The sequence below is a fragment of the Streptomyces sp. NBC_01775 genome (genome assembly GCF_035917675.1).
GTDB lineage: Bacteria > Actinomycetota > Actinomycetes > Streptomycetales > Streptomycetaceae > Streptomyces.
Genome location: NZ_CP109104.1, coordinates 5723027 through 5736047, shown reverse-complemented (window position 1 = coordinate 5736047; position 13021 = coordinate 5723027). Strand labels below are relative to the sequence as shown.

Genomic DNA, 13021 nt, shown 5'->3' with positions numbered 1-13021 from the left:
TGACGCCGGAGGCTCGGCCTCTGCCTACTGCACTCCGGCACAAGGTCGGCTTGCGAGTTTCACCTCCTTCTCCCCCGAAGGGAAGATCGCCACCCAATCCGAACGTACCTCCAGTGGGGGAGGCTCGGCACCCCCTACTGGCACGTACCTCCATTCAGTGGCCGCTTTCCTCGTACCACCTGCAACGATGCGGGCTCCCTGGTAGTTCCGGAGCTCATCCCCGAGACCGCCTCCCGCGACTCCGGTCAGCTCCGGAACCGCTTCGTCACCCACCGGAGCGAACCGCGAGGACAGCCGCTCCCCGCACGCCTCCCAGGGCCCGCGCGGCCTCCGCGAGCGACGCGCCCGTTGTCATCACATCGTCCACCAGCACCACCTCTCCCGCACACCCCAGCAGCCTCTCTCCGCCTGGCGTCACCTCAAGCGCTCCGTCAAGATTCGCCGCCCGCTGCGCTGCGGTCAGCCCCGACTGATCCGCTACTCGCCGTCGCTGCCGCAGCACGGCCAGCACCCGGGCGGGCACTCCGTCCCGCCTGAGCGTCCGCGCGGCGCCCAGCGCCAGCCGCCGCACCGGATCATGCCCCCGCCCCGCGACTGCCCGGCGCGCCGAGGGCACCGGCACCAACGTGACCGGGGCCCCGCGCCCGGGGGACGGGCCGCGCCAGGAGAGCGGCCCGCGCCGAAGGGGAGCGGTGAGCACGGGAGTGGTGCCGGATAAGTGCGACGCCATCCGGACGGCGCCCGCGAGCGCCGCGCCCAGGGGCGCGGCCAGCCGCAGGGCGCCACGCTCCTTGTGAGCGAGCAGCGCGGCCCGAGCCTCGTCGGCGTACGTAAGTGCTCCGTACACCCGAGGCAGCCCGGACGGCACCTGCGACGGCCATACCCGCCGCGGCACCGCGCCTTCCAGCACGCTGCTGCACTCGTCGCACAAGCGGCCCCGCACCCGCGGACGGCCGCAACCGGCACACCCCATGGGAAGCACCAGACCTGCGATTTCCTGCTGGAGTCCCTGCCACAACTCCCGCATGTCCTCCACTGTGGCAGGCGGGGGAAGGCGCCACCACCCCTGTGGATAACTTCCGCAGCAGCCGCCGACCGAGAGCCCGAGCGGCTCGAACACCCTTACGGGCAAGGCACGTTGCAGCCTGGGATAGCACGCCGCACACCCCTGCCCGCCCGCCGGAGCCGTCCGCCGGAGCTCTCCGCCGGAGCTGTCCGCCGACGCCCTTCAGGGCCCCTTCCCGAGCCTCTCCGCAGCGCCTCAGCCGGGGTAGACCGGCGCCGACCCGCTCTCCGTCAACGTCTTCCAGTTCGCGTCGGGAGGCAGCCGCACGATCCCGTCCTCCGAGTCGGCCAGCAGAGCCTTGGTCTCGTCCTCCGAGGCGGCGACGCCCGTCACATCGTTGATACCGGGCAGCGTGGGCTGGTCGGAGACGGAGCCGTCGGTCTCCATGTACTGGAGTTGCTGCACGCTCCCGGACTCGCGCCCCACCACCACGAGCCGGCTGCCGCCCGCCCACGAGGCTGCGGCGACGTTCTCCAACTGGGGTGCCACCGGCCGCAGTTGTTCGACCGTCACCTCGGGCTTGTGCTCCGTGCCGCCGCGCACCACCCGGCCGAGCTGGAGCGATACGTGTCCGTCGGCCTCGCGCACGCGCAGCGCGATCCGTACCCCGTCCGAGGCGATCCGCAGCGACTCGATGCGCTGGTCCTTGTCCAGGTCGGGGACGCGTACCTCCTCGGGCTTCTCCTTGCCGCCGCGCAGTCGCAGCAGCCGCGGATTCTCCGGGTCGCGGTCGGCCACCCACAGATCGCCCAGCCCGTCCCAGCTCGGCGCGGTCAGCCGGTCGTTCTCATTCTTTGCCTTGCTCATGAGCACCGGGGCATCCATCGAGGTGGAGGCGGTGCCCTCCAAGGAGGCGACGTACAAGGAGCGGCGCCCACGCGAGACGGCCGCCGCCTCGCTCTCCATCCGGTTGACGGCCACGGCGCCCATCTCCACCTGCCCGGTGCCCAGCGGTCCTTCGACAAGGTAGGGCTTCTCATTCTTGCGCTGGAAGGCGGCGACCCTGTGGTTCCCGTCGATGAAGTACGCCCGCCTCGCGCTGCCGTTGAGACGTCCGGGCTGGTAGATGTCGACCTGTTCGCGCGTCTGTGCGCACAGTTCGCGATCCTTGGGACCCGCCAGCTCGACCCTGCTGACCTTGGCGGACGCCTGATCCTGCACAGTGTGCAGCACCTGCGCCGCCATCCGGACGCACTGCTTGCCACCGGCTTTCGCTCCCTTGGCGTTCAGCCGCACCCGCAGCACGCCCGAATCGTCGAGGGAGAGATGCTGACCCCGCATCAAACGGGTGCCGCGTGGGAACGACGAGGTGACGACGGGGTCGATCCACCCCGACGGCCCCTGGAGCAGCGCGGAGACCGTCTCGGTGACCGGGTTGATACGACGACGCAGGTACACGGGATCGGCCACGAGCACGTTCTGCCCATCCGTGATCGATTCCGCGTCGTGTCCAAGCTGCGCGTAGTAGTAGGTATTGATCGGCCGGTAGATGCGCTGGAAGTCCGACTCTCCGAGCACGAGCCCGTCCGGCATCCGGTCGATGCGCCACTCGCCGTCCACCTTGGCCAGGTGGAACACCACGCTGTAGTTGCCCTTGGCAGGCGAGTAGGCATGCTTGTCGTCGACATCCGCCATCCGGCTACCGGATACCTCCACCGAGTAGCTGCCCTTGGCCACCGTGCGCGTACGGGGTGCCTTACGCGCAGTCGGGCCGTTCGACAGCACCGTCGTACCGGCGAAGGGATCCCAGGCGCGCGCCATCCGGCGCGTCAGGTACTCGCGGGCCGTGGGGAAGGTGGCCTCGTCGCTGGTGGTCGCCTCCAGGAAGCCGCGCACGATCTGCTGCGGCGCCTCGCCTTTTTGAGGGCTGACGCCGTAGACGCGCACCTGGGAGTCGGCCTCGGCGCGGTGCGAGGAGTTGACGTGGTCGACGCTCCCGTCATCCGGCATCGACGCGCAGCCGGCGAGCAGCGTTCCGCACGCCGCGAGCACCAGCAGTGCGCGCAGCCGCTTTTGACGCTTCATCCGGTGCTCACTTTCCATCCCCGCTCCCCTCCTGACCGAACCGACCAGCCCTTCTCGTCGGTGCGGCCGACGAAGGGGCAGCTGAGTACGAGGCGGCCGACGGGGAGTGTGGTGACAAGGCATCCGGTGACGCTGCCGCAGCGGTGGACGACGCGGAGGGCGCCGAGCCGCCATCCCCGGGGTCGTCGCGCCCGGACCCCGTGCCGCTCCCGGACGCCGGGTCCTCCGCACGCCTGCTCCTGGGCACCGAAGTGGCCAGCCCTCTCTTGCGTCGCGAGTCAGCGGGCTCCAGCCGCAGCGGGGACCCGCGCAGCGGCTCTCCGGCCGTGCACGGGAGCACCAGCAGGAACTGCGAGCCGTCCCCCGGCTCGCCCCACGCGCGCAGCCACCCGCCGTGCAGCCGGGCGTCCTCAAGGGCGATCGAGAGGCCGAGACCGGTGCCGCCGGTGGTACGGGCACGCGCCGGGTCGGCCCGCCAGAAGCGGTTGAAGACGCGCTCCGCCTCGCCCTCCTTGAGGCCGACGCCGTAGTCGCGTACGGCCACCGCGACCGCACCGCCGCCGGTCGCGAGCCGGACGGCCACGTCACGGCCCTCGCCGTGCTCGACGGCGTTCCCGACCAGATTGCGCAGCACCCGCTCGATCCTGCGGCCGTCCACCTCCGCGATCATGGGCTGTTCGTCGCCCCGTACGAGAATCCGGCTGCCCTTGCGGTCGGCGAGCGGCTCCGCGCCCTCGACCACGCGGTGGACCACGTCCCGCAGGTCGGTCGGGGCCGCTTCCAGGTTGGCGGCGCCTGCGTCGAAACGGCTGATCTCCAGCAGGTCGGCCAGCAGGAACTCGAACCGGTCGAGCTGCCCGAGCAGCAGTTCGGCGGAGCGCGCCGTCACCGGGTCGAAGTCCTCGCGCGCCTCATGGATGACGTCCGCCGCCATCCGGACCGTCGTCAGGGGCGTACGCAGCTCGTGCGAGACGTCGGAGACGAATCGGCGCTGCATCCGGGACAGCTCTTCCAACTGCAAGATCTTGACCTGAAGATTCTGCGCCATCTTGTTGAAGGACTCGCCCAGGCGTGCGATGTCGTCCTCGCCGGTGACCTTCATCCGCTCCTGGAGCCGTCCGGCGGCCAGCCGTTCGGAGATACCCGCTGCCATCCGGACCGGGGTGACGACCTGCCGCACCACCAGCCACGCGATGGCGCCCAAGAGCACCACGACGAACACCCCAGCTGTCGCCAAAGTGCCCTTGACCAGGCTCAACGACTCCTCTTCCTGCGTGAAGGGGAAGACGTAGTAGAGCTGGTACGGGTTGCCGCGCGCGTCGTTGAGCCGCTTGCCGACGATCAGCGCGGGATCGCTGCCGTGGTCTTGCCGGTAGACCCGCGCGTAGCGGCGGTGCGTGCCGGGCTGCTCATCCAGCGCCTTGCGCAGGTCCGCCGGAACGCTCTCCTCCGGGCGGATGTCACCGGAGGAGCGAGGACCACGGGTGCCTATGTTGTTGCTGCCGATGAACGGCGCCTCGTTGTTGTTCGAGCCGAGCGCCACCACCGAGTAGACACCCTGGCCGCCGCTGGCCAGCTGCTCCACCAGGTTGTTCAGCCACGTGCCCGAGTTCTGGACGCCCCTGCTGCCGCGCACGCTGTCGTCGGTGCCGCTGCGCCCGCCGCCCGCGCTGTCGGCCATCTGCTGGGCCGCCGCGAACCCTCCGGACGCCTGGCTCTGGGCGGTCTTCTCCTTGGCCTCCAGGAGGCCGTTACGGACCTGCCCGATGACGACGATGCCGAGCAGCAGCACCACGCCCAACGAGAGCAGCAGCGTCGCGGCGACGACCCGCAGCTGGATGTTGCGCCGCCACAGCCGCATCACCGGCAGCAGCGGCCTGCGCACCCACCGTACGAAGAAGCGCACCATGGGGCGCGCACCTGGCCCGGTCGCGCCCTCTGGCAACAGACCGTCGGAGAAGAGCACGCCACTTCTCCACAGGCGCCCGAATTTGGATATATCGGACTCACGCCCCGCGCTCCGCCCCCCGCCGGTGCGGTGCGGGGCCGGGCCGTTCCGGCTCATGTCAGCTGGGCCCGGCCTTGTAGCCCACGCCGCGCACGGTCACCACGATCTCCGGCCGCTCCGGATCCCTCTCCACCTTGGAACGCAGACGCTGCACATGGACGTTGACCAACCGGGTGTCGGCCGCGTGCCGGTACCCCCACACCTGCTCCAGCAGCACCTCACGCGTAAACACCTGCCAGGGCTTGCGCGCCAGCGCGACCAGAAGATCGAATTCCAACGGGGTCAGGGCTATCGACTGCCCCTCCCGTTTCACCGAGTGCCCGGCCACATCGATCACCAGGTCACCAATGGCAAGCTGCTCCGGCGCCGGCTCCTCCGAACGCCGCAGCCGCGCCCTGATCCGCGCCACCAGCTCCTTCGGCTTGAACGGCTTGACGATGTAGTCGTCGGCCCCCGACTCCAGCCCGACCACCACATCCACCGTGTCGGTCTTGGCGGTCAGCATGACCACGGGAACCCCGGATTCCGCCCGGATCAGACGGCACACCTCGATGCCGTCCCGTCCGGGCAGCATCAGATCGAGCAGCACCAGGTCCGGCTTGGTCTCACGGAAGGCGGCAAGCGCCTTGTCGCCGTCCGCGACGAACGACGGTTCAAAACCTTCTCCGCGCAGCACAATGCCAAGCATCTCTGCCAGTGCGGTGTCGTCATCGACGACAAGGACGCGTCCTTTCATGCGTTCATCATCCCATTAGCCGATCCGGAAGTTCTCTTTCGTGACGTGGAACACAACGCGGCCATACTCTCAGCCGTGACGGGAGAGGCCACCCCCTGGTCGGTCACAACCGCTGTGACCAGCGAAGACGGCGTCACATCGAAAGCCGGGTTGTACGCCTGCGCCCCCACAGGAGCCAGCGAGGGCCCGCCCCCGGATTCCGGTCCCGTGCCCGGCTCACGCACCCAGGGAATTTCCGTGACCTCGTGACCCGGGCGCTGCTCCACCTCGATGTCGCCCCCCGCCTCCGTCTCCAGGTCCACCGTCGTCACCGGAGCCGCCACCACAAACGGCACCCCGTGGTACTGCGCGAGCACCGCAAGCGGATACGTACCCACCTTGTTCGCCACCGAGCCGTCCGCCGCGATCCGGTCGGCGCCCACGAGCACCGCGTCCACCTCACCCGCTGCGAACAGCGACCCGGCAGCGCCGTCCACCAGCACGCTGTAGGCCATCCCCTCCCTGGCCGCCTCGTACGCCGTCAGCCGCACCCCCTGCAACAGAGGCCGCGTCTCATCCACCCACAGCCGCCGCAGCTCTCCCGCCCTGTGCACAGCTTTGACGATGCCCAAAGCCGTACCCTTCCCCCCGGAGACCAGCGAGCCGGTGTTGCAGTGAGTCAAGATCCGCAGCCCACCACCCGGCACCAGCTCATCCAGCAGCGCACTCCCGTACTCCGCTATCCGGTCACTCGCCTCGGCGTCCTCGCGGTGCAGCGCCCTTGCCTCCGCCAGCGCGCGCACGGCAGCAGCCTCCGGCCCGGCGCCGGCGCGGGTGGCAGCCCGATACGCCGCCTGCACGCGCCGTGCTCCGTACGCCAGGTTCACCGCCGTCGGCCGCGCCTGCGCCAACTGCTCCGCCGCGTCCGCCACATCGAACCCGCGAGCCGCCGCCAACGCCACCCCGTACCCCCCGGCGAGCCCCAGCAACGGCGCACCCCGCACGGCCAACGACCGGATCGCCTCCACCAGCGCGGGCACATCCGTGCACACCCGCTCGACCTCCCGGGCAGGCAACCGCGTCTGGTCGAGGAGCACCACCACCGGCCCCTCGGGGCGCTCTTCGTAACAGAGCACCGGCACACTCTCTTCAGCCATCCGCACAGTCTGCCTTCCCGCCTGGGCCCGCATGAAGGCAGCCGTAGCTCCCGACTGGCCGCGATTGCACCGTCCCGTGGGACGATGGGCAGCCAATCAGGCGACGGGGACTACCCCTACACCACGAGGTGATCTCACGTGAACGATTCCCCGGGCTGGGCTTCGCCCGGACACTCTTCGTCCGATCCCGACTCCTCCGGCAGCTCCGGAAAGGGCCAAGGGGCCCCGGGCGACGACAAGGAGCGCACGACCTCCGAGGCGACACCTCATGACCAGCCCCGGCCCACCTCCGACGAAGCCCCCCGCAGCTGGGCCGCCAGCCAACCCCCCGCCGCCCCCCGGCAAGGCGGAGCACAGGGCTGGGGAGCCGCCCCACCGCCCCCGAACGCCGGCCCCGGCGCGGGCGGCTGGAACAACAAGGGCTGGAGCGCCGGCCGGAACCAGCCACCGCAGGTCGCCAAGCCAGGCGTCATCCCGCTGCGCCCGCTGGGAATCGGCGAGATCCTCGACGGCTCGGTGAGCACCATGCGCGCCCACTGGCGCACCGCCCTGGGCATCTCCCTGGCGGTCGCCGTCATCACCGAACTGGTCTCGGCCGTCACCATGGGCATCTGGTTCAGCGACGACAACGAACTCGCCGCCCTCGCCGACAACGACAGCCCCAGCCTCGAAGACATCGACCGCGCCCTCACCGGCGCCCTCGGCGGCCTCTCCGTCGCCGTCCTCGTCAGCATGCTCGGCAGCGTGATCGCCACAGCCATGCTCACCGTCGTCGTCAGCCGCGCGGTCCTGGGCCACCAGATCACCATCGGCGAAGCCTGGCGCGACTCGCGACCTCAGCTGCTGCGTCTGCTCGGCCTGTTGGTCCTCATCCCCCTCCTCGTCTCGGCCGTCATGTTCCTCTGTGTGCTGCCGGGCATCCTGGCCGCCCTCGCCGGCTCGGCAGGCGCGGGGCTCGCCCTTCTCTTCCTCGGCATCATCGGCGGCATCGTCGCGGGGGCCTGGATCTGGGTGCGCTTCTGCCTCTCCGCCCCGGCGCTGATGCTGGAGAAGCAGGGCGTCCTCTCCTCGATGCGCCGCTCCGCCAAGCTCGTTCGCGGCAGTTGGTGGCGCATCCTGGGCATTCAGCTCCTCGCCTTCCTGCTGGTCATCGTCATCTCCTCGGTCGTTCAGCTGCCGACCACCGTCATCGCCACGCTCGTCGGCGACGGTGGCGGACTCACCAGCGTGTCTGCCGCCACCAGCTGGCCCTCCTTGATCATCAACGGCATCGGCTCCGTCCTCGCCTCAACCATCGCCCTCCCCCTCAGCGCCGGCATCACCGCGCTCCTCTACCTCGACCAGCGCATCCGTCGCGAGGCCCTCGACCTCGAACTGGCCCGCGCCGCAGGCGTCCCCGGCTACGGTCGCGAGGAGCCCGGCAGCTCCGCCCAGTCCGCCCCGGGCAGCTGATGCGATGACGGGAGGACTCGCCGGCACCCTGACCCGCCCCGCCGCCGTGCTGCACCAGGCGACGGCTCAGGGTGGAGACGGCGACGTGCCGGTCACCACCCCTCGGCTGCCCGCCCGCGAAGACGCCGAACGCGAGCTGTCCAAGCCCGAATACCACGAGCACGATCCTGGTCTCTTTCAGCGCACCATCGACTGGCTGTGGGACCGCGTCGGCGATCTCCTCAGCACCGCCGCAGGAGCCGCCCCTGGCGGCTGGGTCGGCCTCACCGCCGTAGCCGTCGTGCTCATCCTCCTCGTCGTCGCTCTCCGCCTACGCCTGGGCAAGCTGCGCGCCGAGCCGACTTCCGCCCGCAGCTTTCTCTTCGCCGACGGTCCCCGCAGCGCCGCCGAACACCGCGCCGCCGCCGAGGCCCACGCCGCCGAGGCCCGCTGGAGCCAAGCCCTTCAGGAACGGATGCGCGCCATAGTCCGCTCCCTCGAAGAGCGCGCCCTCCTCGACCCCCGACCCGGCCGCACCTCCGACGAGGCAGCATTCGAAGCGGGCCACGCCCTCCCTGGCCACGCCGCCGACCTCCGCGCCGCGGCCCACGCCTTCGACGAGGTCACCTACGCCGACCGCCCCGCCGACCAGCACACCTACACCCGCGTTGCCGACCTGGACACCACTCTCCAGCGCACCGCCCCTCACCTCGAATCCAGCGCTCCCGATACCGCCGCAACCCCACGCGGAGGAAGCGCTTGAGCACCTCCGCCCCTACCTCCACCTCCCCCACCGCTCAACAGGTGTGGCGCCGCGCCCGAGGACTTCTCCTGGCCGCCGCGATTCTGGCCGTGGCCGGCCTCACGCTTGCCGCCCTTCGCTCAGGCGGCGAAGACGGCGTCCTCGACCCTCGCTCCCCCGCGCCCAATGGCAGCAAAGCCGTCTCCAGACTCCTCTCCCACCACGGCGTGAGCACCAAAATCCTTACCAGCTCCGCCGAGGTCCTTGCCCAGACAGATCCGGGCACCACCCTCCTCGTCCCCTTCCCCGACTCCCTCAACAGCCGCCAGCGCAAAGAGATCCACCAAGCCGCACGCCGCAGCGGACGCACCGTGCTCCTCGCTCCCGGCCCCAAGGCCACCACCGCCCTCACCTCCGGCGTACGCACCTTTCCCCCAACTCCGGTCCAGCCGGCCTCCCCCGACTGCGACTTCCCTGCGGCTCGCCGTGCCGGCGACACGGAGCTAGGCGGCTTCCGCTATTCGGCCAACACCAAGCAGGCCGACTCCTGCTATCACAACCAAGGCCACGCCTCCCTCCTCCACTTCCCCGCCCCGGCCTCCGACGGCGCCGCCTCCACCGACACCGTCCTACTGGGCGCGCCCGATCCTCTCTACAACGAGCGTCTCGACCAGCACGGCAACGCCTCCCTCGCCCTCCAGCTCCTCGGCGCCCGCTCGCAGCTCCTCTGGTATCTCCCCTCCGCTTCCGACACCGCTCCTCCCGAAGCGGAGCAGCGAAGCTTCTTCGGTCTAATCCCCTCCGGCTGGACCTGGGGAGCGTTCCAACTAGCTGTCGCCGCCGCGCTCGCCGTCCTGTGGCGCGCACGCCGCCTGGGCCCGCTCGTCCACGAGCAACTCCCCGTGGCCGTCCCAGCCGCCGAGGCCACCGAAGGAAGAGCCCGCCTCTACCGCAGGGCCAACGCCCGAGGACACGCGGCCGAAGCCCTCAGAACCGCCAGCCGTTCACGCCTCGCCGCCCTGGTCGGCGTCCCCCATCCCCAGGCACACATCCCCGAAATACTGATTCCCGCCCTGACCGGCCACTCGCCGGCCCCACCCCTTCCCGACGCCCCAGCGCCGGACGGGCCAGCTGTCCACGCCCTCCTCTTCGGCCCGCCCCCACAGAACGACGACGACCTCGTTCAACTCGCCGACGATCTGGACCGGTTCGAGAAGGACCGCATATCCCACACCTCTGCCTCATCACCCACAGACAAGGATCACCTCTCGTGAGCGCCCCCTCCGCAGACAGCGCCCGCAGCGCCCTTGAGGCGCTCCGCCTGGAGATCTCCAAAGCCGTCGTCGGCCAGGACGCCGCCGTCACCGGGCTCGTCGTAGCCCTGCTGTGCCGAGGCCATGTGCTGCTGGAGGGCGTCCCCGGCGTCGCGAAGACCCTCCTTGTCCGGACCCTGGCCACCGCTCTCAACCTCGACACGAAGCGCCTTCAGTTCACCCCCGATCTCATGCCCAGCGATGTCACCGGCTCGCTGGTCTACGACGCCCGTACAGCCGAGTTCTCCTTCCAGCCCGGGCCGGTCTTCACTCACCTTCTTCTCGCGGACGAGATCAACCGCACCCCGCCCAAGACACAGTCCTCCCTCTTGGAAGCCATGGAGGAACAGCAGGTATCGGTCGACGGCACGCCCCGCGCCCTGCCGGAGCCCTTCCTGGTCGCGGCCACCCAGAACCCAGTCGAATACGAGGGCACCTACCCCCTCCCCGAAGCCCAGCTCGATCGCTTCTTGCTGAAGCTGAACGTCCCCCTGCCCTCCCGCGACGACGAGATCGACGTGCTCACCCGTCACGCCGAAGGTTTCGACCCGAGAGACCTCAAAGCGACCGGCGTCCAGGCTGTCGCCGGCTCCGCCGAAATCGAGGCAGCACGAGCCGCCGTTGCCAAGGTCTCCGTAGCCGACCAGGTCACCGGCTACATCGTTGATATCTGCCGTGCCACTCGCGATTCCCCCTCGCTCTCCCTCGGCGTCTCACCCCGAGGCGCCACCGCCCTGCTGTCCACCTCCCGCGCCTGGGCCTGGCTCACCGGCCGCGACTATGTCATCCCTGACGACATCAAGACCTTCGCCCTGCCCACGCTCCGACACCGCATCCAGCTCCGCCCCGAGGCAGAGATGGAGGGCGTCACCCCCGACAGTGTGATCAGCTCGATCCTCGCCCATGTCCCGGTCCCCCGCTGAGAGATCGGAACCAGTTCCATGGCCCTCACCGGACGAACAGCACTTGTCGCCGCTCTCGGAGCGCTTCTTGTCGGCCTACTTCTGCCCGGCTGGACCGGCCTGCTCGCCGTCGAACTTCCCCTGCTGCTCGCAATCCTCTATGACCTCGCACGCGCCGCACCAGTCAATCGGCTGCTGTTCACTCGAAGCGGTGATACCTCAGTTCGACTAGGCGAACAGGTATCCGTCTCACTTGCTGTCGCCAACCCCAGCAGGCGCATCCTGCGCGCGCGCATCCGCGATGCCTGGCCACCAAGCAGCTGGTCTCACGACGCAATGCCTCAGGCGAGTCGTCACTACGTCATAGTCCCGGCGGGGGAACGCCAACGCCTCACCACGCCCCTCCAGCCAACTCGCCGCGGCGACCGGAAAGCGTCCCGCGTCACGGTGCGCTCCTACGGCCCTCTTGGCCTCGCTGCCCGTCAAGGCCACCACGCCCTGCCCTGGACCGTGCGTGTCCTCCCCCCTTTCACCAGCCGCAAGCACCTGCCCGGCAAGCTGGCCCGCCTCCGTGAACTCGACGGCCGCACAAGCATCCTCACCCGGGGCGAAGGCACCGAATTCGACAGCCTCCGCAACTATGTCGCCGGGGATGACACCCGCTCCATCGACTGGCGCGCGACAGCACGGCAGTCCAATGTTGCCGTCCGCACCTGGCGCCCGGAGCGCGATCGCAGAGTTCTCCTGGTCCTGGACACAGGCCGCACCTCAGCGGGGCGGGTCGGTGACGTCCCCCGCCTCGACGTGGCCATGGACGCAGCGCTCCTGCTCGCTACCTTGGCCTCGCGCGCCGGCGACAGGGTGGACCTGCTCGCCTACGACCGGACCGTCCGCGCCAGCGTGAAGGGCCGCACCGGCCGCCAGGTCCTCCCCGCCCTGGTCGACGCGATGGCCCCCGTCGAATCCGCACTGGTCGAATCCGACACACTGGGACTCGCCACAGAAGCCATGCGCATGGCACCGAACCAGTCTCTGCTCGTCCTTCTGACAGGGCTCGACCGCGCACCCGTGGAAGAGGGACTCATGCCGGTGCTCCCTCTTCTTACGCAACGGCACAACATGCTCGTCGCCTCAGTCGCAGACCCGCGGATCCAGGAAATGGCCCGAGCAAGAGGAACGCTCGATGCCGTCTACAACGCGGCAGCAGCCTCACAGGCACAGAAGGAACGCCAGGAAACAGCCCAACGCCTACGCCAATACGGCGTAACCGTCGTGGACGCTGCCCCTGCGGATCTGGCTCCCTCACTCGCTGATGCGTATCTGACGCTCAAGACATCCGGGCGCCTCTGATTCCGGATACAGCCACCAAACAACATTCGCGGGCCGGCAACGTCTCGACTCATGGGGTCTTGATTCCGAGATTTCCAGGCGAACCGTTTTTGGGCATAAAAAAATAGCCCTGCCGGCCGGAGCCAACAGGGCTATTCCTAAAGAAAGTTCGGCGGTGTCCTACTCTCCCACACGCTCCCGCATGCAGTACCATCGGCGCTGTAAGGCTTAGCTTCCGGGTTCGGAATGAGACCGGGCGTTTCCCTCACGCTATGACCACCGAAACACAATGAAACACACAACCGGCACAACCAACCCCCACAAAGTGGGGGC

Annotated in this window: 10 protein-coding genes and 1 rRNA gene; 5 read left to right on the top strand and 6 right to left on the bottom strand. The window is 69.6% G+C overall.

What is annotated here, in order from left to right; all coding sequences use genetic code 11:
• Nucleotides 1-265: 265 nt before the first annotated feature.
• The 5 genes from OHB04_RS25610 to mtnA form a co-directional block, all read right to left on the bottom strand.
• Nucleotides 266-847 (bottom strand): ComF family protein, encoded by a 582-nt coding sequence (locus OHB04_RS25610; protein WP_326689998.1) that lies wholly within the window; start codon nt 845-847, stop codon nt 266-268.
• Between the two features lie 414 nt (nt 848-1261).
• Nucleotides 1262-3109 carry an LpqB family beta-propeller domain-containing protein gene (locus OHB04_RS25605; protein WP_326689997.1) on the bottom strand — a complete coding sequence of 616 codons (1848 nt, stop codon included), beginning with the start codon at nt 3107-3109 and terminating at the stop codon, nt 1262-1264.
• Nucleotides 3099-5156 (bottom strand): MtrAB system histidine kinase MtrB, encoded by a 2058-nt coding sequence (gene mtrB / locus OHB04_RS25600; RefSeq protein ID WP_326808402.1) that lies wholly within the window; start codon nt 5154-5156, stop codon nt 3099-3101. Before mtrB ends, OHB04_RS25605 begins: the two co-directional genes overlap by 11 nt.
• Nucleotide 5157: 1 nt before the next feature.
• Nucleotides 5158-5835, bottom strand: a complete 678-nt coding sequence (gene mtrA / locus OHB04_RS25595) for a two-component system response regulator MtrA (protein ID WP_326689995.1) — start codon at nt 5833-5835, stop codon at nt 5158-5160.
• Nucleotides 5832-6971 (bottom strand): S-methyl-5-thioribose-1-phosphate isomerase, encoded by a 1140-nt coding sequence (gene mtnA, locus OHB04_RS25590; RefSeq protein ID WP_326808401.1) that lies wholly within the window; start codon nt 6969-6971, stop codon nt 5832-5834. The genes mtrA and mtnA overlap by 4 nt, the downstream gene beginning before the upstream one ends.
• A 138-nt stretch (nt 6972-7109) precedes the next feature.
• Between mtnA and OHB04_RS25585 the strand changes: the two genes are divergently transcribed.
• The 5 genes from OHB04_RS25585 to OHB04_RS25565 are packed head-to-tail and all read left to right on the top strand — an operon-like array spanning nt 7110 to nt 12709.
• The gene (locus tag OHB04_RS25585; RefSeq protein ID WP_326808400.1) at nt 7110-8423 is read left to right on the top strand and encodes a DUF7544 domain-containing protein; all 1314 of its coding nucleotides are present in this window, start codon (nt 7110-7112) and stop codon (nt 8421-8423) included.
• 4 nt (nt 8424-8427) lie between these two features.
• Nucleotides 8428-9165, top strand: coding sequence for a DUF4129 domain-containing protein (locus OHB04_RS25580; RefSeq protein WP_326808399.1), 738 nt, complete (start codon nt 8428-8430; stop codon nt 9163-9165).
• Entirely contained in the window at nt 9162-10418 is a 1257-nt protein-coding gene (locus OHB04_RS25575) for a DUF4350 domain-containing protein (RefSeq protein WP_326808398.1), read from the top strand. Before OHB04_RS25580 ends, OHB04_RS25575 begins: the two co-directional genes overlap by 4 nt.
• Nucleotides 10415-11380, top strand: a complete 966-nt coding sequence (locus OHB04_RS25570; RefSeq protein ID WP_326689990.1) for an AAA family ATPase — start codon at nt 10415-10417, stop codon at nt 11378-11380. Before OHB04_RS25575 ends, OHB04_RS25570 begins: the two co-directional genes overlap by 4 nt.
• 18 nt (nt 11381-11398) lie before the next feature.
• Nucleotides 11399-12709: a DUF58 domain-containing protein gene (locus tag OHB04_RS25565; RefSeq protein WP_326808397.1), complete on the top strand. Its 1311-nt coding sequence runs from the start codon at nt 11399-11401 to the stop codon at nt 12707-12709.
• Between the two features lie 146 nt (nt 12710-12855).
• Here the strand turns inward: OHB04_RS25565 and rrf are convergent.
• Nucleotides 12856-12972: ribosomal RNA gene (gene rrf / locus OHB04_RS25560) — 5S ribosomal RNA — on the bottom strand.
• Nucleotides 12973-13021 lie beyond the last annotated feature (49 nt).

Excerpts from the sequence above, each read along its gene's own strand:
- OHB04_RS25605 (WP_326689997.1), bottom strand. The coding sequence starts at position 3,109 with ATGGAAAGTGAGCACCGGATGAAGCGTCAAAAGCGGCTGCGCGCACTG.
- mtrB (WP_326808402.1), bottom strand. The coding sequence starts at position 5,156 with ATGAGCCGGAACGGCCCGGCCCCGCACCGCACCGGCGGGGGGCGGAGC.
- mtrA (WP_326689995.1), bottom strand. The coding sequence starts at position 5,835 with ATGAAAGGACGCGTCCTTGTCGTCGATGACGACACCGCACTGGCAGAG.
- mtnA (WP_326808401.1), bottom strand. The coding sequence starts at position 6,971 with ATGGCTGAAGAGAGTGTGCCGGTGCTCTGTTACGAAGAGCGCCCCGAG.
- OHB04_RS25580 (WP_326808399.1), top strand. The coding sequence starts at position 8,428 with ATGACGGGAGGACTCGCCGGCACCCTGACCCGCCCCGCCGCCGTGCTG.
- OHB04_RS25565 (WP_326808397.1), top strand. The coding sequence starts at position 11,399 with ATGGCCCTCACCGGACGAACAGCACTTGTCGCCGCTCTCGGAGCGCTT.